Here is a 24,956-nt window from a genome sequence, read left to right on the forward strand (position 1 = left end):
CAGTCCGCTGATCGACCGCCCGTCCTCCAGGCCGCCCTCCAGGTCCGCCCGGGCGCCGGCCTCGGCGCGGAGGGCGAGCAGGTGGCCCCGTGCCGAACCCTCGACGCCGCCCGTCGCCCTGATGGACGCCGTGTCGCGGCCGCCGGCGGCCAGCAGGTACCAGTCACCCGTCCCGGACTTCCACAGCACCCCGGCGAGGACTCGCGGGTCCCGCTCCCCGCACGCCGGTACGTCCTCGGCCTTCGCCGCCACCACCCCGAACCGCCCGCCCGGCGTGCGGAACTGCACCAGCACCCGTGCCCCGCCGCCCCGCCAGGTCTCCGCCCGCGTGCACACCCACGCCGCCTCCCCGCTCCCGCCGGGCAGCGGCTGCTCGGCGAACGCCCAGGCGTTCACGCTCCGCACCCCCGCCGAGCGCACCGCGCCCAGCGAGCAGGCGTACGGCGCCCAGGTGCGCAGCGCCTCGGCACCGGAGACCTCGTGTGCCCTGTCCGGCCGTCCGGCGGTGAGGCGGGCCGGGACCAGCTCGCCGAGGTCGGTGACCAGCCGGGTGCCGGTGCCGTCGGTCAGTTCCAGCACGTTCCAGGAGGTGCACGGCTCCGGCCGCACGGCGGGGCCGGCCAGCGGCGGGGTCACCCCGCCGGTGAGGCCGAGGCCCCTCGTGCCGGAGTCCGGCCTGCGCAGGTCCCGCTCGCCCGCCCCGCGCACCCAGGGGGCCGTCAGATAGCGGACGTTGCCGTCGGTCCGGCTCAGCACCACCGCGCCCGAACCGGCGCGCCCGGCGCCGTCGACGCGGGCGAGGTCGAGCACGGCGTCCTGCGTGCCGTCCTTCGGCTCGGCGTACCTGGCGACGCGCAGACCGTCGTACAGGACCACCACGCGCGCGGTGTCGACCGTCCCCGCGTACAGCAACTGGGGCGGCCCGGCGGGGCCGCCGGACGGGGTGCCCGGGGTCGCCGACACCAGGACGCCCTTGCCGGGCCGGACCCAGGCGGCGAGGGCGCGGCGCAGCAGGGCGCGGTCGCCGGTGCGGTCACCGCGCGCCGGCCACACGGAGAAGTCGGTGCGCGCGGAGGCCCTCCAGGCGGTGGGGGAGACCCGGGTCAGCCTTCCCGGGTCCAGCGCGGCCTGCGCGGCCGGGGGTGCGGCGGCGCCGTCCGGGCCCCAGCCGTCGCCCGGCAGCCCGAGCAGCGTCCCGCACACCGCCAGCGCCGCCCCGGCGACCAGCGCGGCCTTCAGACGCCGGCGGCGGCGCAGCAGATCGGTCGGCCGGACCTGCAGCACGCAGGGGTCGAACCCCGGGGAGTCCAGCAGCCGGTACGGGTCGGGGATCCGGTCGGCCTCCTTCAGCGCGGCGCCCACGTCGGCGACGCCCGCGGCCCGGAGCACCTCCCGCACGTCCCCGTCCGGGAGCCGCTCCAGGCCGCGCAGGGCGTGGGCGGCGCGGGCCGGTCCGGACAGCGTGGACAGCCTGTGGTCCAGAGCGAGTTCGTCGGGGCCGCCCGAGCGCGGGAACAGTTTCAGGCCCCACACCCGCGGGAGCGGCGGCGGCAGCCCCGCCCTGCGCCCCAGCGCCGTACGCAGCACCTGGAGGCGGATCAGCGCGTACCCGGGGCCGCCGTCACGGCCGGCCTGCTGGGCGGGGACCAACGGCGCGGGGGCGCGGCCCCGGGGCAGTGCCCGCTGGACCAGGGAGTGCGCGGTGAGCACCCGCCTGCTCCGGCCCCTGCCGGACGGCAGCACCAGGTAGGCGAGCCGGACGAGCCGCGGGTAGTGCTCGACGAGCGCGGCCTCGGCCTGTTCGACGTCCACGACCGGACCGGCCGCGGAGGGCGGGCCGACATCCTGTGACTGCACGTCCAGCGCAACGAGCGAACCGGCGGATGGTCACCTGACCCACGCGGCCGTTGAGCGCTGCGGCCGTCGCGGCCGTATCCAAGACCGCGGGCCCCGAGCCGGGGCTCCGTGCGGCGTGTCGCCGTCACGATGTCGCCGTCGACTCGTCGGCGGAGGCGGTGTTGGACTGGTCGCCGACGCAGTCGTGCTGGTGCCGGGCGCCGTTGCTGGCACCGGGAGCGACGATCACGTTGTCCGAGTTGCGGAGCCCGTTCTCGTTGGTGCCGCACTCGGTGGTGAAGCTGCCCGTCGAACCGCCGTCGCCGTTCGCGGCCGGACCGTTCGGCAGGTTGCGGGAGTTCGGCCGGACGTCCTCGATGTCGATGAAGTCGTCCGCGACGGGCCCGTTGCGGGCCTGTCCGCCGTTGCCCTGCTCGCCTCCGTCGTCCTGGCCTGAGCCGCCCTGGTCCTGGCCCGAGCCGTCGTTGCCGCCCGGCCGGCCGACGGGGACGCCCTGGCACCGGGCGAGCCGGCCGAGACCGCGCGGCGCCGTGCCGCCCGCCCGGTCGACGCCGATCCGGTCCGGGGTGGCCGTCCGCTTGGACTCCAGCGGCCCGAGGACGGCGTTGTCGACGTGGTTCGCGTCACCCGCCCGGGCCCGGCGCGTCTCCGCGAGGCGCGTGCAGGCGTCCGTGATCCGCCGGTCCAGCAGGGCCAGTTCCCTCGCCACGCTTCTGTGTGCCTTCCCCGGCACCTTCGTCAGCTTCTGGCCGACGTCGGGGCAGCTGATCGTGGCGACCTGCGCTCCCCTCGACTTCGTCCGGTCGCGGCCTCCGTCCTCGTGGGCCGATGCGTGGAAGCTCGCCCGGGCCGGCCCGCCCCCGCCGAGCGCCAGGGCCGCCGCCCCGGCTGTCACTTCGGTGGCCGGCGGCATACGGCGTTTCCTCGTGTTGCGTCCCATGGAACCCCTCTTGACCTTCCTTGCGGGGGCGTCCCATCGCGGGGCGTCGAGCGGCCCGACAGGAGCGAAGCGGCTCCCTCGAGTACGGGAGCCGCCCCACGGGTGTTCACCCGTCTCGGGGACCGACGAGAAGTCCGTACGCCCACACCGGTTCCAGCAGCCCTTGGAGCACCAGGGGTCGTTGATCGCCCACCGGGGGCGAAGGGGCGGGTCCGGTTTCACCGGCCGTGGTCGAGATAGGCGAGTACCGCCAGCACGCGCCGGTTGTCGTCGTCCGAGACCTCGAGACCCAGTTTGGCGAAGATGTTCGCGGTGTGCTTCGCGATCGCCCGTTCCGTCACCACCAGCCGGGCCGCGATCGCCGCGTTGGTCCGCCCCTGCGCCATCAGCTCCAGCACCTCCAGCTCCCGGGGCGTCAGCCGCGCCAGCGGCCGGTCGTCCCCCGACCGCCGCGCCAGCAGCTGCTGGATCACCTGCGGATCCATCGCCGTGCCTCCCCGTGCCACCCTCCGCACGGCGTCCACGAACTGCTCCGCGTCGAGCACCCGGTCCTTCAGCAGATACCCCACCCCGCCGCTGCCGTCGGCCAGCAGCTCCCGCGCGTACAACTGCTCCACGTGCTGCGGGAGCACCAGCACCGGAAGCCCCGGCCGCCCGCGCCGTGCCTCCAGCGCGCACTGCAGCCCCTCGTCGGTGTGGGTCGGCGGCAGCCGTACGTCGACCACGGCGACGTCGGGCTCCAGCTCGGCCAGCGCCCGGGCCAGTTAGGGCCCGGACTCCACGGCCGCCACGATCTCGAAGTCGTGCGCTTCGAGGAGTCGTACGAGTCCGTCGCGCAGCAGGAAGAGGTCTTCGGCTAGGACAACGCGCAAGGGATCTCCAGGGTGACCATGGTGGGGCCGCCGACGGGGCTGCTGACGGCCAGGACGCCGTCGAATGTACCCAGCCGACGCTCCACCCCGGTCAGCCCCGAACCGGTCCCGATCACCGCGCCGCCCTTGCCGTTGTCGGTGACCGCCACCCGCAGGTGGCCGTCGGCGTGGTGCAGGTCGATCCAGACGCGGTCCGCCCCGGAGTGCTTCACCGTGTTGGTGAGCACCTCGCTCACCGCGAAGTACGCGGCTGACTCCACCGGCGCCTCGGCCCGGCCGGGCAGCTCCACGGTCACCTCCGCGGCCACCGGCAGCCGCAGCGCCAGTGCCCGCACCGCGTCACCGAGTCCGCGCTCGGCCAGTACCGGCGGATGGATGCCGCGCACCAGCTCCCGCAGCTCGGTCAGCGCCTCGGCGGAGGACCGGCGGGCCTGCGCCAGCAGTTCGCGCGCCTTCGCCGGGTCCTTCTCGATCAGCGCCTCGACCGTCCCCAGGTCCATGCCCATGGCGACCAGCCGCGCCTGCGCCCCGTCGTGCAGGTCCCGCTCGATGCGCCGCAGTTCGGCGGCGGAGGTGTCCACGGCGTCCCGCCGGGTCTCGGTCAGCACCCGCACGCGCTCGGTCAGCTCACCCCGGTCGGAGCCGAGCACCACCCGGGTGAGCCGGAAGTGGGCGTCCAGCAGGCGCGGGGTGAGGAAGTGCGCGAGGAACAGCAGGGCGAGGGCGAGCACACCGGCGCCCAGCGCGGACGTCTGGCCGGAGACCGGCACGAAGCCGTACCAGTACCCGTCGGGCATCACCCGCCACAGCCCGACCGCCAGCGCGAACCCCTCCAGCGGGTAGAGCAGCAGCGCGGCCGGCAGCAGCGCGGTGACGAAGCCGGCGGTCATGTCGACGGGCAGCCACCACAGGTCCCGCCAGGTCGCCGGGTCGCGCAGCATCCCGAACGTCCGCCCCCACGGGTTGGCGTCCTCCGGCACCGGCCGGTACGACGGCGGGATCCGCACCCCGCCCCACTCGGCCGCCAGCACCCGCCGCCAGTTCGCGTACGTCCGCACGGCGGTGAGCACGTACGGGGTGGTGACGATGCCGATCCCGACCGGGATCAGCGAGACGGACACCGCGGACAGCGCGAAGCACAGCACCGAGGCGGGCAGCGACACCAGCGCCAGTCCCAGGGCCCGCGCCGCCCCTCTCGCCGCGCCCCTCGTGCGCTGTCCGCGCTGCCCGTCACGGCTCCTCGTGGCGATGGTCATGGGGAGGATTCTGGTGGAGCGGGGCGCGCCGGTCACTGGGCCGGGCCCCCGTCCGGGAGGTGGTGCCACCTACACCCCCGGGCCCGCCAGCACCTCCGCCTCCACCTCTGGATCGAGCCCCTTGACCGTCCGGTCCGGACGCTGCGGGGCGGTGCCGCCGATCCTTCGCAGCCAGGTCCAGGTGTCGGCCACGGTCTCGGCGACCGGACGGCAGCGCAGTCCCGCCGCGACCGCCCGGGAGACGTCCGCCGAGTGCAGCGCGTCGTGCAGGTCGCTGCCCGGCGGCGTCCACACCGGCAGCTGCGTCCACGGCTCGATGCCCGCCTCCAGGATCACCTCCGGCGCGGTCCACCGCAGTTCGGCCGGGCCCCCGGTCACCTCGGCACACGCTTCCAGCAGTCCGCCCGTCGTGGTGTGCCCCTGCGGCGACATCAGGTTGTACGGTCCGCTCAGCCCGCGCTCCGCCGCCCCGAGGATCCACTCCGCGAGGTCGCGGACGTCGACGTACTGGAGCGGCAGGTCACGCGGGCCCGGCGCCAGGACCGGACCGCCGCGTGCCATCCGGTTCAGCCACCAGGGCAGCCGGCCCACGTTCTCGTACGGCCCGAGGATCAGCCCCGCCCGCACCAGCAGCGACCGGTCCGCGCCGAAGGCGTCCACGGCGGCCAGCTCACCGCCCAGCTTGTCCCGCGCGTAGTCCGTGGGGCCGGCGTCGGCACGGGCGCCCGCCACCAGGGGCGCCCGTTCGGTGTACCCGGCGGGCGGGGCCCAGTCGTACACCGAGCAGCTCGACACGTACACGTACCGGCCGGCGCGGCCCCGCAGCAGCCTTGCCGTGTCCCGTACCGCGCGCGGTGCGGCCGACCAGGTGTCGACGACGACGTCCCACTCCCCGGGGGCCTCGTCGAGCGCGGCCGGACCGCCCGGTGCGGTGCGGTCGCCCAGCAGTGTCCGCACGCCCTCGGGGGCCTCGTGCCGTCCCCGGTGGAAGACGGTCACCTCCCAGCCCCGCCCGAGGGCCGCCTCGACGACGGCCCGTCCCGCGAACTCCGTACCCCCCAGCGTCAGAAGTCTCATACCGGTGACTCTGCCCGGCCGGGCGGTCCGGGGGAAAGAGGAATCTGCTGTCGGCAGACCGGTCGCCCGGGGCTCAGCGTCCGGTCGGCGGAACGTACTTGTGGCCGACCCGGCGCGCCGTGCGGATCGTGTCCCGGTACCCGGTACCCGGCGCCCGGTTCGCGGCGCAGCCGGGCGATGTGGACGTCGACGGTACGGCCGTCGCCGACGCGGCCGTAGCCCCGCACCGTGCGGGGCAGACGGTCCCGGGTGTGCACCCGGCCCGGGTGCGCCGCCGGCGGGAGCCCCCTTCCGCCGCTCGGACGACGCACGGGGGCGCCCACCCCGACGGTGGACGCCCCCGCGCGCGGACTGCGGTGCGGATCAGACCTGGCCGGCCTTCTCCAGCGCGGTGCAGCACGTGTCGACCAGCAGACGGGTCACCACGTACGGGTCGACGTTGGCGTTGGGACGGCGGTCCTCGATGTAGCCCTTGCCGTCCTTCTCGACCTGCCACGGGATGCGGACCGAGGCGCCGCGGTTGGAGACGCCGTAGGAGTACTCGTTCCACGGGGCGGTCTCGTGCAGACCGGTGAGGCGGTCGTCGATGCCGGCGCCGTAGTTCTTCACGTGGTCCAGCGGCTTGGACCCCTCGCCGAGCGACTCGCACGCGGTGATGATCGCGTCGTAGCCTTCGCGCATCGCCTTGGTGGAGAAGTTGGTGTGCGCGCCCGCGCCGTTCCAGTCGCCCTTGACCGGCTTGGGGTCGAGGGTGGCGGAGACGTCGAAGTCCTCGGCCGTGCGGTAGAGCAGCCAGCGGGCCACCCACAGCTGGTCGGAGACCTCCAGCGGGGCCAGCGGGCCGACCTGGAACTCCCACTGGCCGGGCATGACCTCGGCGTTGATGCCGGAGATGCCCAGGCCCGCCTTCAGGCAGTTCTCCAGGTGCGCCTCGACGACGTCCCGGCCGAAGATCTCGTCCGAGCCGACACCGCAGTAGTAGCCGCCCTGCGCGGCCGGGAAGCCGCCCACGGGGAAGCCGAGCGGGCGGGAGCCCTGGAAGAAGGTGTACTCCTGCTCGATGCCGAAGATCGGCTCCTGCGCGGTGAACTTCTCGGCGACCTCGGCCAGCGCGGCACGGGTGTTGGTCGTGTGCGGCGTCATGTCCGTGTTCAGGACCTCGCACAGCACCAGGACGTCGTCGCCGCCGCGGAGGGGGTCGGGGCAGACGAAGACCGGCTTGAGGACGCAGTCGGAGGCGTGGCCCTCGGCCTGGTTGGTGGAGGAACCGTCGAAGCCCCAGATCGGCAGCTCCGCGCCCTTGGCGTCGTCGGCCAGGATCTTCGTCTTGGAGCGCAGCTTGGCGGTCGGCTCGGTGCCGTCGATCCAGATGTACTCGGCCTTGAAGCTCACGGTCCACATCCTTCTGGGGTGGGTCTGGGCGCTTGTGCGGGTGCTGCGGCGCTGCGGCACTGGGGCGCCGCCGTCGATGTCACGCAGCTTGTCAACAGGCGATTTCCCGGCCGTTGCCCGGGTGTGAACCCCGTGTTACCCGCCCCCGCGGTGTCCGGCCCCACCGTGCGGGCACGCGCGCGGAGGGGAGCCCGGCTGCGAGGGGGACACGGACGGGCCCGCCGCCCCGGTGGGGGAGCGTCGGGCCCCGGCGATCCGCGACGAACCCCGGCCTCGCCCCACCTTCCCGATCACCGCACAGCGGAGCAGGAACCCGCCCGCCTCGCGGGCCTGCTCGAAGGCCGCGTCGCCGAGCAGCGCGCGGCTGCCGGACACCGAGGTGACCTCCGCCGTCGTGGACTCGTCGTTGTCCGGGGGGTGACCTTCGGCTTCGTACCGGCCGGGGACCGGTTGCCGGACGCGGCCGGGGGAGCGTACGGCGCCATGCACGAGATGACGAACGAAGCTGCTCAGCGGCCGCTTCGGCCGGCCGAAGCGGTCCGCGGCGCACGGTCGTCAGCGGGAGAGGGCGTCCCGTACGGCGTCCTCCGTGCGGCCCACGACCGCCGTGCCGTCGTCCGCCGTGATGATCGGCCGCTGGATCAGCCCGGGTGCGAGGCGAGCGCCGCGATCCAGCGGTCCCGCGTCCCGGAGTCCCGCGCCCACTCCTCGAGGCCCAGTTCCGTCGCGACGGCCTCCTGGGTCCGGGTGATGTCCCACGGTTCCAGCCCGAGCCGCACCAGCACCGCCCGGATCTCGTCCTCGCCCGGTACGTCCTCCAGGTAGCGGCGGACGGTGTAGTCGACCCCCTCGGCGTCGAGCAGGCTGATGGCGCCGCGGCATTTGGAACAGGCGGGATTGATCCAGATCTCCATGCCGCCCACGGTACGCCGACCTGCCTTTGTTCGAATTCTTGCCCTCGCGTGCGTGCCTCGCGGGACCGGTGTGGCGTTCCGTCAGAACCCTTCCTCACCAGGGGATTCATCGTCCCTTCGAGTCTGCTGATTGTCAGTGACGGGCAGTAGACTGGAAGCAGTGTTCGAGGGTGGTACCGGGGTCGTCGGGGATCCCGGCGGGCCGCCCCGACCGCGACAGGAGGATGCCCGTGCCCGCTGCCGCACTCAAGCCGAAGCCCCTGCCCACCCAGTCCACCGCGAAGCGTCCCGTGCCGCTGGAGCTGCCCTGTGCCCCGGTGGAGAAGCGCCCGCTCCCGGCGGGTCGCCCGCGCGAGTGGTACGTCACGCACAACCGCCGGCTCAAGGCGATGCGGCTCGCCATCGCCCTGCTCGACTCCGGCGTCTACCTGCCCCACCAGGCCCGCAACGAGGAGATCCGCACCACGGCGCGGCTGATCGGCGTCCACCCGCCGTCGGACACCACGTGCCACATGGTGCGCGCGTTCATGCGTGACAACCGCTGAGTCCCGGACCGGTGCCGGGCGGCCCCGCGCGCGGGGCCGCCCGGCACCGGTGTGCCGCTCCACGGCGCACCGGGCAAGATCCCCGGTCCGGCCCTCGGCCTGCCGTACTCCTGGCCGGTGGTCCGTGTCACCGGGACGAGCACCCCGTTCGGCGTCCCGGCGGGGCGGCTCGCGGCGGTCCTCACCGCCCTCGTCCCGGTGACCGCCGCCGTGGGAACGGTGCCCGCCCCGCGCGCCTCCCGGACCTCACCGACGGCCGCCGTCGCCCGGAGCGAGCAGCCGGGATCAGTACGGGCGGAAGTCGGCGTAGCCGAGCAGCACGATCACCGCGACGACGCAGCCGAGCACCACGGCCGTCGACACCCACGACGAGCGGCCGGACGGTCCCCGGTACTCCGGTTCGCCGCGGAAGGGGACCGGTCCGGGCGGGTTGTCCTTCCAGCGCGCGGCCAGCATGCGGGCCCGCGCCGACGGCTCCTTGTGCTCGGCGCCGTCCGCCCACTTGAGGTCGAACTCCCGCTCCTCGTCGTTCCTTCCGGACATCCCCGCGACCCTCTCTCGAACAGCAGTGTCAGATCAAGGATCCCTCTCCGTGTGCGGAGAGGGAAGCTTTCCGGACATACGACGGCAGCGGGGGCGGCGGAGGGCTCACGGGCTCACGGCTCCGTACCGTGTCCGGGACGGGCGCTCGGCAGAGCGCGGAACCGGGCCCGCCGTCGGTCCCGCAGGTGCCGTACCGGGGCGGGCAGCCAGGGCAGGGCGCCGGCGGCGGGGGCGGTGGCTGCGCCACCCACGGCCGGGCGCTCTTCGACCGGGCCGGGAACGCGTCGCCGACCGGGAGCAGACCGAAGACGTACCGCTTGGTCCACGGAGTGCCGACCGGGGCGCCCGCCGGTTCGCTGAGGCCCGCGAGCGCGCCGGCGAGCCGGGTGCCGCCGTGCCCCCGGGCCGCGCCGATGGCGACGACGCCCGCCGACGGGCCCACCCCGGGCGGAAGCGGACCGGAGTCGACGTCGGCCGGTCCGTCCGTGCCGGTTGGATGCTCCCGCGCCGTCGGCCCGGGACCCGGCGGCGTGGTGAGGTACAGGTCGCGGGGACGGGAGTACTGCCCGGCGGCGAAGGCGGGGGCGATGCCGGCCAGGGAGCGCTGGACGAGGCTCTACGAGATGCCCCCGGCCACTTCGGCGGGCTCCCCGGCGACCGGGCCGGCCCGGTGCGGGAGCGGTCCGGCGCGCGGATCGAGCCGCTCGCGCGACTCCCGCGGCCACCGCCGGACGGTGGGACCGAACCGGTCCGGCAGCGGACGGTCTCCGGGGACGGCGTCGCGCGAGACGCCGCGCCGGGAGGCGAAGGCGCGGAACCCGTCGGTGTACGACAGGGCGTCATCCTGCGGTTCCCGTTGGCGGTCCCCCGGCCGGACCGTCGCCGGGCGTACGGCGAAGGCCGCCACCCCTGGTCCGGGATGACGGCCTCCGCCGGTGCGACCTCGCTCCTCACACGTCGAAGTACAGCTCGAACTCGTGCGGGTGCGGGCGGAGCTGGAGCGGGGCGATCTCGTTCTGACGCTTGAAGTCGATCCACGTCTCGATCAGGTCCGGCGTGAAGACGTCGCCCTGGAGGAGGAACTCGTGGTCGGCCTCGAGGCGGTCGAGGACCGCGCCGAGGGAGGTCGGTACCTGGGCCACGTTCGCGTGCTCCTCGGGAGCCAGCTCGTAGAGGTCCTTGTCGATCGGCTCGGCCGGCTCGATCTTGTTCCTGATGCCGTCCAGACCGGCCAGCAGCAGCGCCGAGAAGGCCAGGTACGGGTTGCCGGAGGCGTCCGGGGCGCGGAACTCGACGCGCTTGGCCTTCGGGTTGGAGCCGGTGATCGGGATGCGCATCGCGGCGGAACGGTTGCGCTGCGAGTACACCAGGTTCACCGGGGCCTCGAAGCCCGGCACCAGACGGTGGTAGGAGTTCACCGTCGGGTTGGTGAAGGCCAGCAGCGACGGGGCGTGCTTGAGGATGCCGCCGATGTAGTAGCGGGCCGTGTCCGACAGGCCGGCGTAGCCCTGCTCGTCGTAGAAGAGCGGTTCGCCGCCCGCCCACAGCGACTGGTGGACGTGCATGCCGGAGCCGTTGTCACCGAAGATCGGCTTCGGCATGAAGGTCGCGGTCTTGCCGTTGCGCCAGGCGACGTTCTTCACGATGTACTTGAAGAGCTGCAGGTCGTCCGCGGCGGCGAGCAGGGTGTTGAACCTGTAGTTGATCTCGGCCTGGCCTGCGGTGCCCACCTCGTGGTGCTGGCGCTCGACCTGCAGGCCGGCCTTGGCCAGCTCCAGGGACATCTCGGCGCGCAGGTCGGCGAAGTGGTCGACCGGCGGGACCGGGAAGTAGCCGCCCTTGTAGCGGACCTTGTAACCGCGGTTGTCCTCCAGCGCACCGGTGTTCCAGGCGCCCGCCTCGGAGTCGATGTGGTAGAAGGACTCGTTCTCGGAGGTCTTGAAGCGGACGCTGTCGAAGACGTAGAACTCGGCCTCGGGGCCGAAGTACGCGGTGTCCGCGATCCCGGTGGAGGCCAGGTACGCCTCGGCCTTCTTGGCCACGTTGCGCGGGTCGCGGGAGTACTGCTCGCCCGTGATCGGGTCGTGGATGAAGAAGTTGATGTTCAGCGTCCTGTCACGGCGGAACGGGTCGACCCGGGCGGTCGACAGGTCCGCGCGCAGCGACATGTCGGACTCGTGGATGGCCTGGAAGCCGCGGATCGACGATCCGTCGAACGCCAGCTCCTCGTCCGGGTCGAACGCCTCGGCAGGGATCGTGACGTGCTGCATCACACCCGGGAGGTCGCAGAACCGGACGTCGATGAACTTGACGTCCTCGTCCGCGAGGTACTTCTTGGCGTCGTCGGCGTTCTGGAACATCCAGCTCCTCCTACTCCCGACCGTCCCGCCGGGGTGGTAGACCGTTCGTGTGGCCAGTGCGGGTGGCACACGCTCGCCCCGACCCTAGGGACGGGTCATTTCCCGGGCGTGACCCGTTTGTTTCGCACAAGTTAACCGGCCCCTCTCCCACGGTAGCCCGGACGCACCCCGCCGTCCTGTGGTCATATCCGGGCGCAGTACCGTGGACGGGTGGACAACAGGCAAGCAATCGGATCATGGCTCTCCGGGCCCCGTGCGGCCCTGGAGGACGCCGGTGCCGAGTTCGGTTACCGGGGTGAGCAACTGGGGCTGCCGGAGGACGGACCGGGATCGATCGCACGCCCCGGCCGCAGGCTCGGCGCCCTCGCCGTGGACTGGGGCCTGTGCGTCCTGATCGCATACGGCCTGATCACCGAGGGCTACGACGGGCAGGCGACCGGCAACTGGGCGCTGCTGGTGTTCCTCGTGCTGAGCGTCCTCACCGTCGGCACGGTCGGCTTCACGCCCGGCAAGCGCCTGTTCGGGCTGCGGGTGGTCGCCCTCGGAACCGGCCGGATCCAGCCGCTGCGCGGTCTGGTGCGCTCCGTGCTGCTGTGCCTCGCGGTCCCCGCCCTCGTCTGGGACCGCGACGGCCGCGGCCTGCACGACCGGCTGGCCCGCACGGTCCAGGTGCGGATCTGACACCCACCCCCCGGGCGGCGCGACGGGTTACGACGACGGGGCGCCGGAAGTGATTCCGGCGCCCCGTCGTCGTAGGGGAAAGCGTGGGTCAGCGGCCCCTCGGTCCGCCGCCCTTCGGCAGTTTCATGCCCTTGGGCATCGGGCCCTTCGGCAGCGGCATGTTGCTCATCAGGTCGCCCAGGGCGCGCAGCCGGTCGTTGGTCGCGGTGACCTGTGGGCCGGTGAGCACGCGGGGCAGCTTGAGCATGGTCGTGCGGACCTTCTTCAGCTCCACCTGGCCCTCGCCGGTGCCCACGATCAGGTCGTGCACCGGGACGTCCGCGACGATGCGGTTCATCTTCTTCTTCTCGGCGGCCAGCAGGCTCTTCACCCGGTTCGGGTTGCCCTCGGCGACCAGTACGATGCCGGCCTTGCCGACCGCGCGGTGCACCACGTCCTGGTTACGGTTCATCGCCACCGCGGGAGTGGTCGTCCAGCCCCGGCCGATGTTGTCGAGCACGGCCGCGGCGGCGCCCGGCTGTCCCTCCATCTGCCCGAAGGCGGCCCGCTCGGCCCGGCGCCCGAACACGATCGCCGTCGCGAGGAAGGCGAGCAGGAAGCCCAGGATGCCGAGATAGATGGGGTGCCCGATCAAGAAACCGATCGCGAGGAAGACACCGAAGGTGACGATTCCGACAGCCGCGAGTACAAGACCGATCTTCTTGTCGGCCCTGCGGGTCATCTTGTAGGTCAGGGCGATCTGCTTCAGTCGCCCGGGGTTCGCAGCGTCCGCTGCGGTTTCCTTCCTCGCCATGCCATGAAGTCTACGTGTCCCCGGTGGGGACGGTGGGTCAGGGGCGGATCGTCAGCGAAGGGGCGGTCAGGGTCTGGTCGAGGACGCGCTGCGCCTCGACCCGGTCCTTGGCGCGGCGGCGGTCCTCCAGTACCGAGGTCCAGGCGTTGCGGCGGGCGGTGCGCTGGCCGCCGCTCATCAGCAGCGACTCGACGGCGCGCAGTGCGGTGGTGAGGGACGGGATGGCGGTGGCGCGGACGGGCGCGGCCTGCATGGTGGAGGTCTCCCTCGGTGCCGACGGGTGGGGTGTACGTGCGGTGATTCCAGGCTCACTGACTGGTGTTACCAGGACGTGACCGACCGGTCAAACAGGCATGAAGCCTCGGTGGTCGGGGCCGGGACGCCGACGCGGCCCCGACCCGTGCCCTCATCTGCGGGGACGGTCGGGGCCGCGTCGTCTCGGCCATTACCGGCAGGTAGGGCCTTGTGTGTGAATTCACACGCGGTCGGCGGTGTGTCGCCGGACGGCTCCGGGCGAGGTCAGACGGCCTGGGGGGCCACGTACGCGTCCCCTCGCTGCGGAGCGGCTGATCGACGCAGCTCGGTCGCCATCCGGTAGAGGCGGCCGGCGCGGTAGGAGGAGCGGACCAGCGGGCCGGACATCACACCGGAGAAGCCGATCTGCTCGGCCTCCTCCTTCAGCTCCACGAACTCCTGCGGCTTCACCCAGCGCTCCACGGGGTGGTGACGCACGGAGGGCCGCAGGTACTGCGTGATGGTGATCAGCTCGCAGCCGGCGTCGTGCAGCTGCTTCAGCGCCTCGCTGACCTCCTCGCGGGTCTCGCCCATGCCGAGGATCAGGTTCGACTTGGTGACCAGACCGTAGTCGCGGGCGTCGGTGATGACCCTCAGGGAACGGTCGTAGCGGAAGCCGGGGCGGATCCGCTTGAAGATCCGGGGAACCGTCTCGACGTTGTGCGCGAACACCTCGGGGCGGGAGGAGAAGACCTCCTCCAGCTGCTCGGGGACCGCGTTGAAGTCCGGGGCGAGCAGCTCGACCTTGGTGCGGCCGTCCGCGCGGTCCGCCGTCTGCGCGTGGATCTGGCGCACGGTCTCGGCGTACAGCCAGGCGCCGCCGTCCTCCAGGTCGTCGCGGGCGACGCCGGTGATGGTGGCGTAGTTCAGGTCCATGGTGACGACCGACTCGCCGACGCGGCGCGGCTCGTCACGGTCGAGGGCCTCGGGCTTGCCGGTGTCGATCTGGCAGAAGTCGCAGCGCCTGGTGCACTGGTCGCCGCCGATGAGGAAGGTCGCCTCGCGGTCCTCCCAGCACTCGTAGATGTTGGGACAGCCGGCTTCCTGGCAGACCGTGTGCAGGCCCTCGCTCTTGACGAGGTTCTGCATCTTGGAGTACTCGGGACCCATTTTCGCCCGGGTCTTGATCCACTCGGGCTTGCGCTCGATGGGGGTCTGGCTGTTGCGGACCTCCAGGCGCAGCATCTTGCGTCCGTCGGGTGCGACTGCGGACACGACCGGCTCCCTAGCGATTGATTCTTCGGCGTTCTTCAGGGTACGCCCGTTGATTTGTCGGTCGGCGTCGGTGCTGGCCTTGCCGGGAGGGACGGCTGCCCCGGGTCCCCGCTCCGGCCTCGTCCCCACATGCCGGACGACTGTTGCTACGCCGGTGTCTTCTCGACGATCCGGGGCTTGGGTTCCGCGTTCTCCAGGACGTCCCGGAGGTGGCGCTCCACGACGGGGAGCACCTCGGCGATCGTGATGTCGCGGCCCAGCTCGTTCGCCAGGGAGGCGACGCCGGCGTCGCGGATGCCGCACGGGATGATCTTGTCGAACCACTTGTTGTCGGGGTTCACGTTCAGCGCGAAGCCGTGCATCGTGACGCCCTTGGCCACCCGGATGCCGATCGCGGCGATCTTGCGGTCCTCGCGGCGCTGGCCGGCGTTGGAGGGCGCGTACTCCGGGCCGTTGAGGCGGGGGTCGAACTCGTCGTCGGAGAGTCGGGGGTCGAAGTCCAGGGAGAGTCCGCCGAGCGCGGGGCGCCGTTCCACCGGGTCGCCCAGCACCCACACCCCGCTGCGGCCCTCCACCCGGGTGGTCTCCAGGCCGAACTCCGCGCAGGTGCGGATCAGGGCCTCCTCCAGGCGTCGCACGTGCGCGACCACGTCCACCGGGCGGGGCAGCTTCTGGATCGGGTAGCCCACCAGCTGGCCGGGACCGTGCCAGGTGATCTTGCCGCCGCGGTCCACGTCGATGACCGGGGTGCCGTCGAGGGGGCGCTCGCTGTCCGCGGTGCGGCGGCCGGCCGTGTAGACCGGGGGGTGCTCCAGGAGGATCACGGTGTCGGGCACCTCGTCGGCGAACCGCGCCGCGTGCATCCGGCGCTGCTCGTCCCAGGCCACCCGGTAGTCCACGGCCTCGGCCCCGAAGCCCATCCGCACGAACCGCACATCGCTCACGGCAAGCGCCTCCCTAGAAGGTCGTCGGGCACGAAACGCGCCCACGCCACTGTACGACCGTTCGAGACGGTCCCGAGTGGAGTCCGTCCGGCCGTGCCGGTCGTCAGCTTTCGAGCAATCCTCACACGATCGGATGAATGCCGGGTGAATCCTGCGACCGTCTGTTCACTCTCCGCTACATTCGCGCCGTCCGTGTGTCCATAAGGGCTGCTCACAGGCGGTCCGGGCACCTCGCTCAGCCGGAAGGCAGGAGACCGCACCGCAGATGACGGAACGACCCGCGCAGCGCACCCCCAACCGACAGCTCGCCGCGCTCATCGCAGAAGCGGGGTTCTCCAACGCGGGGCTCGCCCGGCGCGTGGACCAGCTGGGTCACGAACACGGACTCGACCTGAGATACGACAAGACGTCCGTCACCCGCTGGCTGCGCGGACAGCAGCCCCGCGGCACGACGCCGGCGCTGATCGCCGAGGTCTTCACCCGGCGCCTGGGCCGCCGCCTGACCGCCCAGGACCTGGGGCTGGACGCCTGCGCGCCGGTCTACGCGGGGCTGGAGTTCGCGGCCACCCCCGAGGAGGCCGTCGACATCGTCAGCGGGCTGTGGCGCAAGGACTCCGGCAGCCATGCCGAGCTGCGGAAGATCGCCTTCACCTCGGCGGGGCTGGTCGTGCCGAGCAGGGACTGGCTGATCGGGCGGGCGGACGAGAAGGTGGCCCGGGCGGAGCCGCCGGCACAGGTGGCGGTACGGGTGCCGGCACAGGTCCGGCCGCCGGTCCGGCCGGCCGAACTGCTCGCGCGCCGGCGTGTCACGGCGGAACGCGGTCCGGGGTACCGGGTCACCGGCGGTGACATCGCGGCGCTGCGGTCGGTCGGCGAGCTGTTCCGCACGCTCGACGACGCGTACGGCGGCGGACATGCCCGCCAGGCCCTCGTGCGCTACCTGGAGCACGAGTGCGAGCCCATGCTGCGCGGCACGTACGGCGAGCAGACCGGACGCCGGCTGTTCGCGGCCGCCGCGGACCTGACCCGCCTGGCCGGGTGGACGTCGTACGACATCGCCGCCCACGGGCTCGCGCAGCGGTACTTCGTGCAGGCGCTCCGGCTGGCGCAGGCGGCCGGGGACCGGCCCTACGGTGCGTACGTCCTGGTCACCATGAGCCGGCAGGCCGTCTACCTCGGGCACGGACGGGAGGCCGTGCAGCTCGCGCGGGTCGCCCAGCAGGGGGCGGGCGGGTCCGGCCCGCCGGTCGTGCAGGCCCTGCTGCACGCGGCCGAGGCGCGTGGGCACGCGGTGCTGGGGGAGGTACGGGCCTGCACGGCGGCGCTGGTGCGCGCGGAGCGGGCGCTGGAGGGCGCGCGGCCCGGGGACGAGGTTCCGCACTGGGCGCGCTTCTTCGACGAGGCGCAGCTCGCCGACGAGTTCGGGCACTGCCACCGGGACCTCCAGCAGTTCCGGGCCGCCGCGCAGCACGCGGAGCGGTCGCTGCGGTTGCGGGCGCCGGGGTACGCCCGGAGCCGGCTCTTCTGCCGGATGGTGCTGGCGACCGCCCGGCTCGGCCTGGGGGAGCTGGACCAGGCGTGCCAGCTGGCCGCCGAGGCGGCCGGTCAGGCGGCGGAGATGCGGTCGGTGCGGGCCGTCGAGTACGTCCGCGACTTCGAGCGCAGACTGGAGCCGTACCGGGACGCGACCCCCGTACGCACGTACCGCGACAGGGTCGCGGCGTACGGCTGAACGGCGCGGGTTCCGGTCCGGTGGGGTGCGGGTGGTGTGCCTGCGGTCGGTGGGTGGGGCGGGGCCGTGCCGGGGGTGTCCGTCCTCGGACCGGCGCGGATCACGTTCCCCGGACGGGGTGCGGGGTGCGGACGCGCCGGCCGCTGCGGGCGGCCGCCCCCGCCCCGGCCCCTTCCCGCCGTACGCGACCACCCGCCGGCCGTGCCTCCCCGCGCCTCGAAGGACTTGGGAGGCGTCCCGCGAAACGCGGGGCGCGCGCCCCACCCCGGCTCACGCCGCCCGAGCCGTCGGTACCGGATCCGCCGCGTGCATGGGTCGGTTCACCCCCAGGTCCGTCAGGATCGCCGCCGACGCCCGGTGCGCCGAGTGCAACGCCCCCTGCACCGTCCCGGTGTCCCGGTGGTCACCGCACACGTACAGCCCCGCCAGCAGCCGCACCGGCCGCCGCAGGTCGTGCGGTGGCCGCATCGCCGGAGCCGCCTCCGCGGTGTGGTGCACCGCCAGCGTCTCCCAGCGCGCCGTCGACACGCCGTACAACCGGGCCAGATGCATGCGTACGGCCGTGTCGATCCCCGGCACGGGCGGCCCCAGGACCGTCGAGCTGACCAGCGTGCGGCCGGCCGGGGCCCGGGACGGGTCGATCCGGCTGACGACCGCCGTGTGCGCGACCGGCCCGCCCCGCTCGGCGTCGAGCAGCAGCGAGGCGCCGGTCCCCGGGGCCTCGTCGGTGCTGTGGTGCACCACCGTCACGGGGTGGAAGTCCGGCACCCGCAGCCCGGGCAGCAGCTCGGCGGCGGCCCGCGCCCCGGTCGCGATCAGCACCGCGCCGCACCGGAACTCCCCGTGTTCCGCGGTGGTCACCGAGGTCGTCGACACGGAGGTCACCCGGACCCCCGTGTGCACCGTGCCCGGCGGCAGCGTACGCGCCAGCTGCCGCGGCAGCGCCTCGGAGCCGCCCTCCGGCATGCACAGCCGCCCGCCCGCGAACGCCCGCAGCGCCAGATCCGCGCACCGGCTGGAGGTGGTGAGATCCGGATCGCACAGCAGGGCGGCGAGCAGGGGACGCAGGAAACCGTCGATGGTCCGGGCGGGCAGGCCCCGGGCCGGCAGCGCCTCGGCCGCCGTCGTCTCGGGCCGGGCCAGCAGCCGTTCCACCGGTGTGCCGACGAGCTTGCCGAACGCGGCGCCCAGGCGTGCCTGGTCGACCGCCGTGCCCAGCGGGGCGCCGGTGCGGCTGCGGGGCACGGACACCTGCCGTCCGGGCACGGCCGCCGGCCTCCTGGGCCCGCCTCCGGGCCTCGGGGCGCTCGCCAGGGCGCGTACGGCGTGGAGTGCGCCCCTTGTGCTCCGCGCCCCCCTCGCGCCCGCACGGTGGTGCCGTCCGTCGCTGTGCAGCAGGACGCCGGGCGCGAAGGGCCGCAGCACCAGCCCGTCGAGGCCCGAGGCCGGCCGTAGTTCGGGATACGCCGTGGACAGCAGCCGTCCGATCCGGTCGAGCCGGAAGCCGTCGGCCTTCTCGGTCGCCATCCGGCCGCCCACCTCGTGGGCGGCCTCCAGGACCATGGTGGTGACTCCTGCGCTGGTCAGCCGTCGTGCCGCGGAGAGTCCGGCGACTCCGGCCCCCACGACGACGACGTCCGCCTGGTACGTGGGCTCAAGCACGTGGCCCTCCTCGAGGTTGCGCGGGCGCTGGAGACGTCATGCCCTCAACAGGCTCCAGGGATACACGAGTTCGGGTCGAGGTTAGGGTCGCGGCCGAGCGCCCGGTCAGTCGCGCATGGACAGGGCACGGGCGCACGGCGGTCGCATGCGCACCCCGGATGGGCACCGTGTGGTCGCAGAGGGCTCAGAGACGGACCGGTTCCGGTCGGACCGTGCTCACAGCGCCGCCCGGACCGCCCCCTCGATCCGGGGGAACGCGAACCGGAAGCCGGACTCCAGCAGCCGGGCCGGCAGCACCCGGGCGCTGCCGAGGACGTCCCCGGCCATCTCCCCGAGCACCGTCCGCAGCACCGGAGCCGGCACCGCGAACACCGCCGGCCGGTGCAGCACGCGCGCCATCGCCCCGGTGATCTCACGGTTGGTCGCCGGATGCGGCGCGGTCAGGTTGAACGGCCCGGACAGTTCGTCGGTGTCCAGGAGGTGGCGCAGCGCGGCCACCTCGTCGTGCAGCGCGACGAACGACCAGTACTGGCGCCCGTCGCCCAGCCGGCCGCCCAGCCCGGCCCGGAACAGCGGGAAGAGCCTGCCCCACGCCCCGCCCCCGCGCGCCACCACCAGCCCGGTGCGGGCGAACACCGTCCGCACGCCCGCCTCCCGCGCCGGCGCCGCGGCGGCCTCCCACTCGACGCACAGCTCCGGCAGGAAGCCCTCGCCCGGCGGCGCGCTCTCGTCCACCGCCCGGTCGCCGGTCTCGCCGTAGTAGCCGATCGCGCTGCCGTTGAGGAACACCCGGGGCCGTACGTCCTCGGGCAGTCCGGCGACGGCCTCCGCGAGCGCGGTCGTGCCCTCGACCCGGCTGGCCCTGATCCGCGCCTTGTAGGCCGCCGTCCAGCGCCGGTCGCCGACTCCGGCGCCCGCCAGATTGACCACCGCCTCGCACCCGGCGAGGCCGGCCGCGTCCACCGACCCGCGCTCCGGGTCCCAGCGGACCTCGTCCGCCGCCCGGGGCGCCCCCCGCACCAGCCGGACCACCTCGTGTCCGTCCGCCGCCAGGGACCGCGCCAGCGCGCCACCGATGAGCCCGGACGCACCGGCCACCGCGATTCGGGAACGTTCCATGGCGACCATCCTGCCCCTCCCGGCACGGAAATCACGGCCGGGGCGGCAGGACGCGGCCGTACAGTTGCGCTCATGCCCGAGCTGTCCGTACGCATCGCCCGTTCCGGCGACGAGGGGGAGCTGGCCCGCCTCGACCGGGAGACCTGGTCCACGGTGCACGCCGTCGTCCCGCGGCCGACGCACGACTCGTTCTTCAGCGAGCGCTCCGGGCCCCGGGAGCATCTCGTCGCCGAGTACGGGGGCCGGATCGTGGGGTACGTCCGCCTCGGCTTCGCCACCGACCTCGCCGCCAACGCGCACGTACGGCAGATCCGCGGCCTCGCCGTCGCCGAGGAGGCGCGCGGTCTGGGCGTGGGCCGGGTCCTGGTGCGGGCCGCCGTCGCGGAGGCGCGGGAGCGCGGCGCCCGCCGGATCACCCTGCGCGTGCTCGGCCACAACACCGCCGCCCGCACGCTCTACGAGTCCGAGGGCTTCGTCGTGGAGGGCGTGCAGCCGGAGGAGTTCTTCGTCGGAGGCGAGTACGTCGACGACGTCATGATGGGGCGGTCGCTGCTCTGACGGGGCCCACGGGTCCCACGAGGCCTACGACGTCACCGGCTCCCCGGTGTCCACCGGCGCCGTCGCGTCCGCCGCGCGCCCGGCGTCGTCGGCCACCTCGTCCGCCGTCAGCACGTAGCCGGTCTCCGGGTCCGAGGTGGAGCGCGCGAACACCACGCCGTACACCCGCCCGCCCGTGGTCAGCAGCGGGCCGCCGGAGTTGCCGGGACGGACGGTCGAGCGGATCGAGTAGATCTCGCGGGTGACCGTCGCGTCGTTGTAGATGTTCTGCCCCCGGGCCTGGAGCCGGCCGGCGACCGTCGCCGCCTGCAGGTCGAGGTCGCCGTCCTGCGGATAGCCCGCGACGACCGCCGGGTCGCCCCGCCCGGCGTCGTCGTCGAACTCCAGGACGGGCGCCCGCAGATCCGGCACGTACAGCACCGCCACGTCCTTCTGCGGGTCGAAGAGCACCACCCGTGCCTCGTACCTCCGTCCCACACCGCCCACACGCACCGTCGGCTCGTCGACGCCGGCCACCACATGGGCGTTGGTCATCACGTGCTCCGTCGCGTACACGAAGCCGCTGCCCTCGCGGCCCTGGGCGCCCGCGACGCCCTCGACCTTCACGGTGCTGCGCTGCGCGGCCCGGGTGGCGGCCGCGGTGACGCTGTCCCCGGTGGGCGCGGCGACCTCGGCGGTCGACTCGTTCTCGAACGGGTTGAAGACCTGCGGGAAACCCGCCTCGGTCAGCGCCGACGTGGCCCGGGAGAACCAGCCCGGGGTGGTGTCCGGCATCACGTCCTGCACCGCGCCCAGCAGCCGCGAGTCCCGGATCGCCGACGTCACCAGCGGCGAGGAGGACGCGCCCAGCACGCTCGCCGCCACCCACGCCACGATCAGCACGGCCACCGAGTTGGCCACCGCCCCGCCGGCCCCGTCGGCCACCCGCAGCGGGCCCCGGTCCAGCTCCCGCCGCAGCCGGAGCGCCGGCCGCCCCGCCAGCTCGTGGCCCAGCACGGCCGGCAGCAGCACCGTGAACACCGCCGTCACCGTCGCCCGGGTGGTCCCCGGCGTCACCAGGTCCATCATCCACGGCAGGATCCACACGCCCACGACCGCGCCGCCCACGAAACCGGCCAGCGAGACGCAGCCGGCCAGCAGCCCGCGCCGGTAACCGGACACCGCGTGGGCCAGGACGACCAGCACCAGCAGGATGTCGAGCAGGTCCACGCACGCCGCCTCTCTCTCGGGACCACCGCGGCCCGTCGGTACGTGGGGGAGGGGCCCGGTGATCGGCCACGCGCGTGACCGTCGGGGAACGGCCGCACGCGCGTGTACCCGGAAGAACGCCGAGGACCCGGACGATGGTTCCGCCGCAGGCCGGACGGCGGGTCCACCGGTTGGCACGGCCACATCGCGGGCTCGCCCGGCCGGACCCACAGTGAGGGCATGCGTGTCCTCACGAGACCAGGGGGAGCGCGGCTGCGCCATGCCTCCCTGATATCCCGCACAACCGGCCGCGCGGGCCTGCCCAGGACCGCCAGAGTGCTCCTCGGGTGCGTGCCGGGCATCGCCGCGGCGGTCGCCCTGGTGCTGTGCGCGTACGGCGTCGAGCGGGCCGCGGAGTCACCGGACGCCGCCCTCGCACGCGAGGCGGCCGCCCACACGGCGCCCCGACCGCCCATCATGCCGAGAGCGGTTTGGGCGGGCGACGCCGGCCGCGCACAGCCGCCCCCGCGCTACGACGACAAGGTCGTCGCCGTCTTCGTCCACCACACCGACTCGCCCAACGACTACGACTGCGCCGAGGCCCCCGCCCACATCCGCAACCTCCACGAGGGCCAGACCACCTCCCGGGACTGGGACGACATCGGCTACAACTTCCTCGTCGACCGCTGCGGCACCATCTACGAAGGCCGTGCGGGCGGCCCGGGCCGCCCCGTCACCGGCGCCCACACCCTGGGCTTCAACCACCGCAGCACCGGCGTGGCCGCGCTCGGCACCTTCAGGGCCGGGGTGCCCGTGCCGCCCGCGATGGAGCGCGCGATCGCCGCGCTGGCGGCCTGGAAGCTCGGCCTGTCCGGCACCGACCCGCGATCCGACGTCCAGCTGGTCTCCAGCAACGACGGCAGCCGGTACGCGAGCGGCACCACCGCGACGCTGCCCGCCCTCGCGGGCCACAGCGACGGCTTCATGACCAGTTGCCCGGGCGCCGCCCTGCAAGCCCGTCTGCCGGTGATCAGGAGGATGGCGGCGGAGCTGCAGGGCCGGACGCCGGACGCCGGGCACCGGCGGGAGCGGCAGGAGGAGGCGCAGGAGGAGGCGCGGGAGGGGGACAGCCGGATCGCGGGGGCCACGAGGTGAGCCACGAGGTGAGCGCGGTTGCGGTGGGCGGCTCCCCGGCTCAGGACCGGAAGCGGTCCCAGAGCCGGGGACAGCGTTCGGCGAGCAGGGCCTCGTTCTCGAAGTCGAGCGGGGCGCCCTCCGGCTCCGCGGGGGCCGGGGGCAGGTCCAGGTCGGGCGCCACCGTGCCGGTGAGCTGCTCGTACGCCTCGTCCGCCGCGTAACCGAGGTCCTCGCCGTCGCCGTCGATCTCCTCGTCGAAGTCGTCCAGCAGATCGGCCAGCGCGTCCGGGTCGTGCAGCGCGCCCTCGAACACCTCCCGGCCCTGGCCGATCAGCCAGCACCGGAAGTAGTCGAAGGCGTCGTCGCTCGCCCCGCCCAGCAGCAGCCACGCGGCGGCCCACAGGTCCCAGCGGTAGGCGCGGTGGTAGCGGGACTCGAAGTGACGGGCGAAGTCCAGGACCGCCTCCGGGTCCAGCCGTACGAGCCGCTCCACCAGCAGGTCGGCCTGCTCCTCGGGATCGCCTCCGGCGTCCTCGCGGGCGGTGTCCACCAGCTCCCAGAACTCCGTCTCGTCCATCACGAGGTCCAGCATCGACCCTGCGGCCCGCGGACGCACCCGCAGTGCGCCGCGTCCCCCGAAGGCGCGGGAATCGGCCGGGGGCGCGGGGCCGTGCCGGCATGCGGATCCGCCGCGTGGGCGCGAAGGGGGTCCGGGGCGCGGCCCGGGGAAGGGACGGCGGGGGCGACGGACCACGGGGCGGAAAGGGCACCCCCTTTCACCCGGGGGCGCGGGGCCGTGCCGGCATGCGGATCCGCCGCGTGGGCGCGAAGGGGGTCCGGGGCGCGGCCCGGGGAAGGGACGGCGGGGGCGACGGACCACGGGGCGGAAAGGGCGCCCCCTTTCACCGCCCGTACAGCTCCGCCAGCCGCGCGGCCTCCGCCGCGAACCACTCCCGCAGGGACGCCGGCGCCAGCACCTCCACCTCCGCCCCCAGCGCCGTCAGCTGGGTACGGGCGACCTCCTCCGACTCCACCGGCAGGGTCACCGTCACCCGCCCCGCGCCGTCCGGCTCGCCCGCCCGCGCCAGCGCCTCCCGCGCGGACAGCGGGTCGACGGCGTGCGGCAGCCGGCGCACCCCCTCCGCCGACAGCCGCACCACGACCTCCGCCCGCAGGATCGAGCGCGCGAATTGTTCCGCCCGCTCCTCCCAGAACGCCGGCAGATCGAAGTCCGGCTCCCGCTCGAAACGCTCCGCGCCCGCCTCCACCGCCGTGAACCGGTCGATCCGGTACACCCGGAAGGAGCCCTGCCCGGAGACCCGCGCGCACAGGTACCAGACGCCCGCCTTGAGCACGAGCCCGTACGGCTCCAGCTCCCGTTCCGTATCGTGCTCGCCACGCCGGTAGCGGGCGGTGATCCGCCGGTCGTCCCACACCGCGTCCGCGACCGCCGGCAGCAGCTCGGGCGTGTCCGGCTCGTGGAACCAGTTGGGCGCGTCCAGGTGGAACCGTTGCGCGGCCGTGCGGGAGGCGTCCCGCAGGGACGGCAGCAGGGCGGCCGACACCTTCAGCCGGGCCGCCGAGGCCGCGTCCTCCAGGCCCATCTCGCGCAGCGCCCCCGGCACCCCGGACAGGAACAGGGCCTCCGCCTCACCGCGCGCCAGCCCGGTCAGCCGCGTCCGGTAGCCGCCGACCAGCCGGTAGCCGCCGATCCGCCCCCGGTCCGCGTACACCGGCACCCCGGCCTCCGACAGCGCCTGCGCGTCCCGGGTGACCGTGCGCTCGGACACCTCCAGCTCCCGCGCCAGTTCGGCGGCGGTCATGGAGGGCCGGGACTGGAGCAGCAGCACCATCTTGATCAGCCGGGCAGCGCGCAT

General features: G+C 74.0%; 21 protein-coding genes and 4 pseudogenes. 5 read left to right on the forward strand and 20 right to left on the reverse strand.

From position 1 onward, the window contains the following. The 8 genes and pseudogenes from KYY02_RS06720 to KYY02_RS06755 all read right to left on the reverse strand — a co-directional run. Window positions 1-1,857: hypothetical protein (locus KYY02_RS06720; protein WP_371236557.1), on the reverse strand; the 1,857-nt coding region annotated here is incomplete at its 3' end. 142 nt (window positions 1,858-1,999) lie between these two features. Beyond that, window positions 2,000-2,797 (reverse strand): annotated as a pseudogene (locus KYY02_RS06725) (DUF1996 domain-containing protein); the annotation flags it as partial. A 218-nt stretch (window positions 2,798-3,015) separates the two neighbouring features. Continuing rightward, window positions 3,016-3,669: pseudogene (locus tag KYY02_RS06730) on the reverse strand (LuxR C-terminal-related transcriptional regulator). Further along, window positions 3,654-4,925 carry a sensor histidine kinase gene (locus KYY02_RS06735; RefSeq protein WP_371236559.1) on the reverse strand — a complete coding sequence of 424 codons (1,272 nt, stop codon included), beginning with the start codon at window positions 4,923-4,925 and terminating at the stop codon, window positions 3,654-3,656. The pseudogene KYY02_RS06730 and the gene KYY02_RS06735 overlap by 16 nt, the downstream one beginning before the upstream one ends. 69 nt (window positions 4,926-4,994) lie before the next feature. Then, a complete protein-coding gene (locus tag KYY02_RS06740; RefSeq protein WP_371236560.1) occupies window positions 4,995-6,002 on the reverse strand; it encodes an SDR family oxidoreductase in 1,008 nt (335 codons plus the stop codon). 73 nt (window positions 6,003-6,075) lie between these two features. Beyond that, window positions 6,076-6,274: pseudogene (locus tag KYY02_RS06745) on the reverse strand (winged helix-turn-helix domain-containing protein); the annotation flags it as partial. Window positions 6,275-6,365: 91 nt separating this feature from the next. Next, window positions 6,366-7,394, reverse strand: coding sequence for a glutamine synthetase (glnII, locus tag KYY02_RS06750; protein WP_371236562.1), 1,029 nt, complete (start codon window positions 7,392-7,394; stop codon window positions 6,366-6,368). 555 nt (window positions 7,395-7,949) lie between these two features. Next, a pseudogene (locus tag KYY02_RS06755) lies at window positions 7,950-8,308 on the reverse strand (arsenate reductase family protein). A 230-nt stretch (window positions 8,309-8,538) separates the two neighbouring features. On the opposite strand from KYY02_RS06755, the gene KYY02_RS06760 reads away from it, so the two are divergent. Next, window positions 8,539-8,853 carry a hypothetical protein gene (locus KYY02_RS06760; RefSeq protein WP_371236564.1) on the forward strand — a complete coding sequence of 105 codons (315 nt, stop codon included), beginning with the start codon at window positions 8,539-8,541 and terminating at the stop codon, window positions 8,851-8,853. 285 nt (window positions 8,854-9,138) lie between these two features. On the opposite strand, the gene KYY02_RS06765 is transcribed toward KYY02_RS06760, so the two are convergent. From KYY02_RS06765 to glnA, 3 genes are all read right to left on the reverse strand, one after another. After that, the gene (locus KYY02_RS06765) at window positions 9,139-9,396 is read right to left on the reverse strand and encodes an SCO2583/SCO2584 N-terminal domain-containing protein (RefSeq protein ID WP_371236566.1); all 258 of its coding nucleotides are present in this window, start codon (window positions 9,394-9,396) and stop codon (window positions 9,139-9,141) included. A 616-nt stretch (window positions 9,397-10,012) separates the two neighbouring features. Further along, window positions 10,013-10,303, reverse strand: coding sequence for a hypothetical protein (locus KYY02_RS06770; protein ID WP_371236567.1), 291 nt, complete (start codon window positions 10,301-10,303; stop codon window positions 10,013-10,015). Between the two features lie 43 nt (window positions 10,304-10,346). Next, window positions 10,347-11,756, reverse strand: a complete 1,410-nt coding sequence (glnA, locus tag KYY02_RS06775) for a type I glutamate--ammonia ligase (RefSeq protein WP_371236568.1) — start codon at window positions 11,754-11,756, stop codon at window positions 10,347-10,349. 210 nt (window positions 11,757-11,966) lie between these two features. On the opposite strand from glnA, the gene KYY02_RS06780 reads away from it, so the two are divergent. Next, window positions 11,967-12,437 carry an RDD family protein gene (locus KYY02_RS06780; protein WP_371236570.1) on the forward strand — a complete coding sequence of 157 codons (471 nt, stop codon included), beginning with the start codon at window positions 11,967-11,969 and terminating at the stop codon, window positions 12,435-12,437. An 88-nt stretch (window positions 12,438-12,525) separates the two neighbouring features. On the opposite strand, the gene KYY02_RS06785 is transcribed toward KYY02_RS06780, so the two are convergent. The 4 genes from KYY02_RS06785 to lipB all read right to left on the reverse strand — a co-directional run bounded on the left by KYY02_RS06785 (window position 12,526) and on the right by lipB (window position 15,683). Further along, entirely contained in the window at window positions 12,526-13,230 is a 705-nt protein-coding gene (locus KYY02_RS06785) for a DUF4191 domain-containing protein (protein ID WP_371236571.1), read from the reverse strand. Window positions 13,231-13,267: 37 nt separating this feature from the next. Next, entirely contained in the window at window positions 13,268-13,483 is a 216-nt protein-coding gene (locus KYY02_RS06790) for an SCO2195 family GlnR-regulated protein (RefSeq protein WP_371236572.1), read from the reverse strand. 266 nt (window positions 13,484-13,749) lie between these two features. Then, a complete protein-coding gene (gene lipA, locus KYY02_RS06795) occupies window positions 13,750-14,739 on the reverse strand; it encodes a lipoyl synthase (RefSeq protein ID WP_371236573.1) in 990 nt (329 codons plus the stop codon). 146 nt (window positions 14,740-14,885) lie between these two features. Next, the gene (lipB, locus tag KYY02_RS06800) at window positions 14,886-15,683 is read right to left on the reverse strand and encodes a lipoyl(octanoyl) transferase LipB (protein WP_371236574.1); all 798 of its coding nucleotides are present in this window, start codon (window positions 15,681-15,683) and stop codon (window positions 14,886-14,888) included. 265 nt (window positions 15,684-15,948) lie between these two features. Between lipB and KYY02_RS06805 the strand changes: the two genes are divergently transcribed. Then, window positions 15,949-17,415 carry an NsdA family TPR-like regulatory protein gene (locus tag KYY02_RS06805; RefSeq protein ID WP_371236575.1) on the forward strand — a complete coding sequence of 489 codons (1,467 nt, stop codon included), beginning with the start codon at window positions 15,949-15,951 and terminating at the stop codon, window positions 17,413-17,415. Between the two features lie 270 nt (window positions 17,416-17,685). On the opposite strand, the gene KYY02_RS06810 is transcribed toward KYY02_RS06805, so the two are convergent. Further along, complete coding sequence (locus KYY02_RS06810) at window positions 17,686-19,077, reverse strand: NAD(P)/FAD-dependent oxidoreductase (RefSeq protein WP_371236576.1); 1,392 nt, start codon at window positions 19,075-19,077, stop codon at window positions 17,686-17,688. Between the two features lie 216 nt (window positions 19,078-19,293). After that, the gene (locus KYY02_RS06815) at window positions 19,294-20,196 is read right to left on the reverse strand and encodes a TIGR01777 family oxidoreductase (RefSeq protein WP_371236577.1); all 903 of its coding nucleotides are present in this window, start codon (window positions 20,194-20,196) and stop codon (window positions 19,294-19,296) included. Between the two features lie 72 nt (window positions 20,197-20,268). On the opposite strand from KYY02_RS06815, the gene KYY02_RS06820 reads away from it, so the two are divergent. Further along, window positions 20,269-20,754 (forward strand): GNAT family N-acetyltransferase, encoded by a 486-nt coding sequence (locus tag KYY02_RS06820; protein ID WP_371236578.1) that lies wholly within the window; start codon window positions 20,269-20,271, stop codon window positions 20,752-20,754. 24 nt (window positions 20,755-20,778) lie between these two features. Here the strand turns inward: KYY02_RS06820 and KYY02_RS06825 are convergent, their stop codons facing one another. Next, window positions 20,779-21,963: a MarP family serine protease gene (locus tag KYY02_RS06825; protein ID WP_371236579.1), complete on the reverse strand. Its 1,185-nt coding sequence runs from the start codon at window positions 21,961-21,963 to the stop codon at window positions 20,779-20,781. Window positions 21,964-22,278: 315 nt separating this feature from the next. Here KYY02_RS06825 and KYY02_RS06830 point away from each other — a divergent pair, with 315 nt between their 5' ends. Continuing rightward, window positions 22,279-23,097 (forward strand): peptidoglycan recognition protein family protein, encoded by an 819-nt coding sequence (locus KYY02_RS06830; RefSeq protein WP_371236830.1) that lies wholly within the window; start codon window positions 22,279-22,281, stop codon window positions 23,095-23,097. A 40-nt stretch (window positions 23,098-23,137) separates the two neighbouring features. Here the strand turns inward: KYY02_RS06830 and KYY02_RS06835 are convergent, their stop codons facing one another. Beyond that, on the reverse strand, window positions 23,138-23,656 hold the full coding sequence (locus KYY02_RS06835) for a DUF4240 domain-containing protein (RefSeq protein WP_371236832.1): 519 nt from the start codon (window positions 23,654-23,656) through the stop codon (window positions 23,138-23,140). Between the two features lie 325 nt (window positions 23,657-23,981). Further along, window positions 23,982-24,956 carry a helix-turn-helix transcriptional regulator gene (locus tag KYY02_RS06840; RefSeq protein WP_371236580.1) on the reverse strand — a complete coding sequence of 325 codons (975 nt, stop codon included), beginning with the start codon at window positions 24,954-24,956 and terminating at the stop codon, window positions 23,982-23,984.

It is taken from the genome of Streptomyces pimonensis (assembly GCF_041380215.1).
GTDB classification, from domain to species: Bacteria; Actinomycetota; Actinomycetes; order Streptomycetales; family Streptomycetaceae; genus Streptomyces; species Streptomyces pimonensis.

Bases quoted from the DNA above. Each gene is read 5' to 3' on its own strand.
- KYY02_RS06735 (WP_371236559.1), bottom strand. From the start codon at position 4,925: ATGACCATCGCCACGAGGAGCCGTGACGGGCAGCGCGGACAGCGCACG.
- KYY02_RS06740 (WP_371236560.1), bottom strand. From the start codon at position 6,002: ATGAGACTTCTGACGCTGGGGGGTACGGAGTTCGCGGGACGGGCCGTC.
- KYY02_RS06765 (WP_371236566.1), bottom strand. From the start codon at position 9,396: ATGTCCGGAAGGAACGACGAGGAGCGGGAGTTCGACCTCAAGTGGGCG.
- glnA (WP_371236568.1), bottom strand. From the start codon at position 11,756: ATGTTCCAGAACGCCGACGACGCCAAGAAGTACCTCGCGGACGAGGAC.
- KYY02_RS06785 (WP_371236571.1), bottom strand. From the start codon at position 13,230: ATGGCGAGGAAGGAAACCGCAGCGGACGCTGCGAACCCCGGGCGACTG.
- KYY02_RS06790 (WP_371236572.1), bottom strand. From the start codon at position 13,483: ATGCAGGCCGCGCCCGTCCGCGCCACCGCCATCCCGTCCCTCACCACC.
- KYY02_RS06805 (WP_371236575.1), top strand. From the start codon at position 15,949: ATGACGGAACGACCCGCGCAGCGCACCCCCAACCGACAGCTCGCCGCG.
- KYY02_RS06815 (WP_371236577.1), bottom strand. From the start codon at position 20,196: ATGGAACGTTCCCGAATCGCGGTGGCCGGTGCGTCCGGGCTCATCGGT.
- KYY02_RS06820 (WP_371236578.1), top strand. From the start codon at position 20,269: ATGCCCGAGCTGTCCGTACGCATCGCCCGTTCCGGCGACGAGGGGGAG.
- KYY02_RS06835 (WP_371236832.1), bottom strand. From the start codon at position 23,656: ATGGACGAGACGGAGTTCTGGGAGCTGGTGGACACCGCCCGCGAGGAC.
- KYY02_RS06840 (WP_371236580.1), bottom strand. From the start codon at position 24,956: ATGCGCGCTGCCCGGCTGATCAAGATGGTGCTGCTGCTCCAGTCCCGG.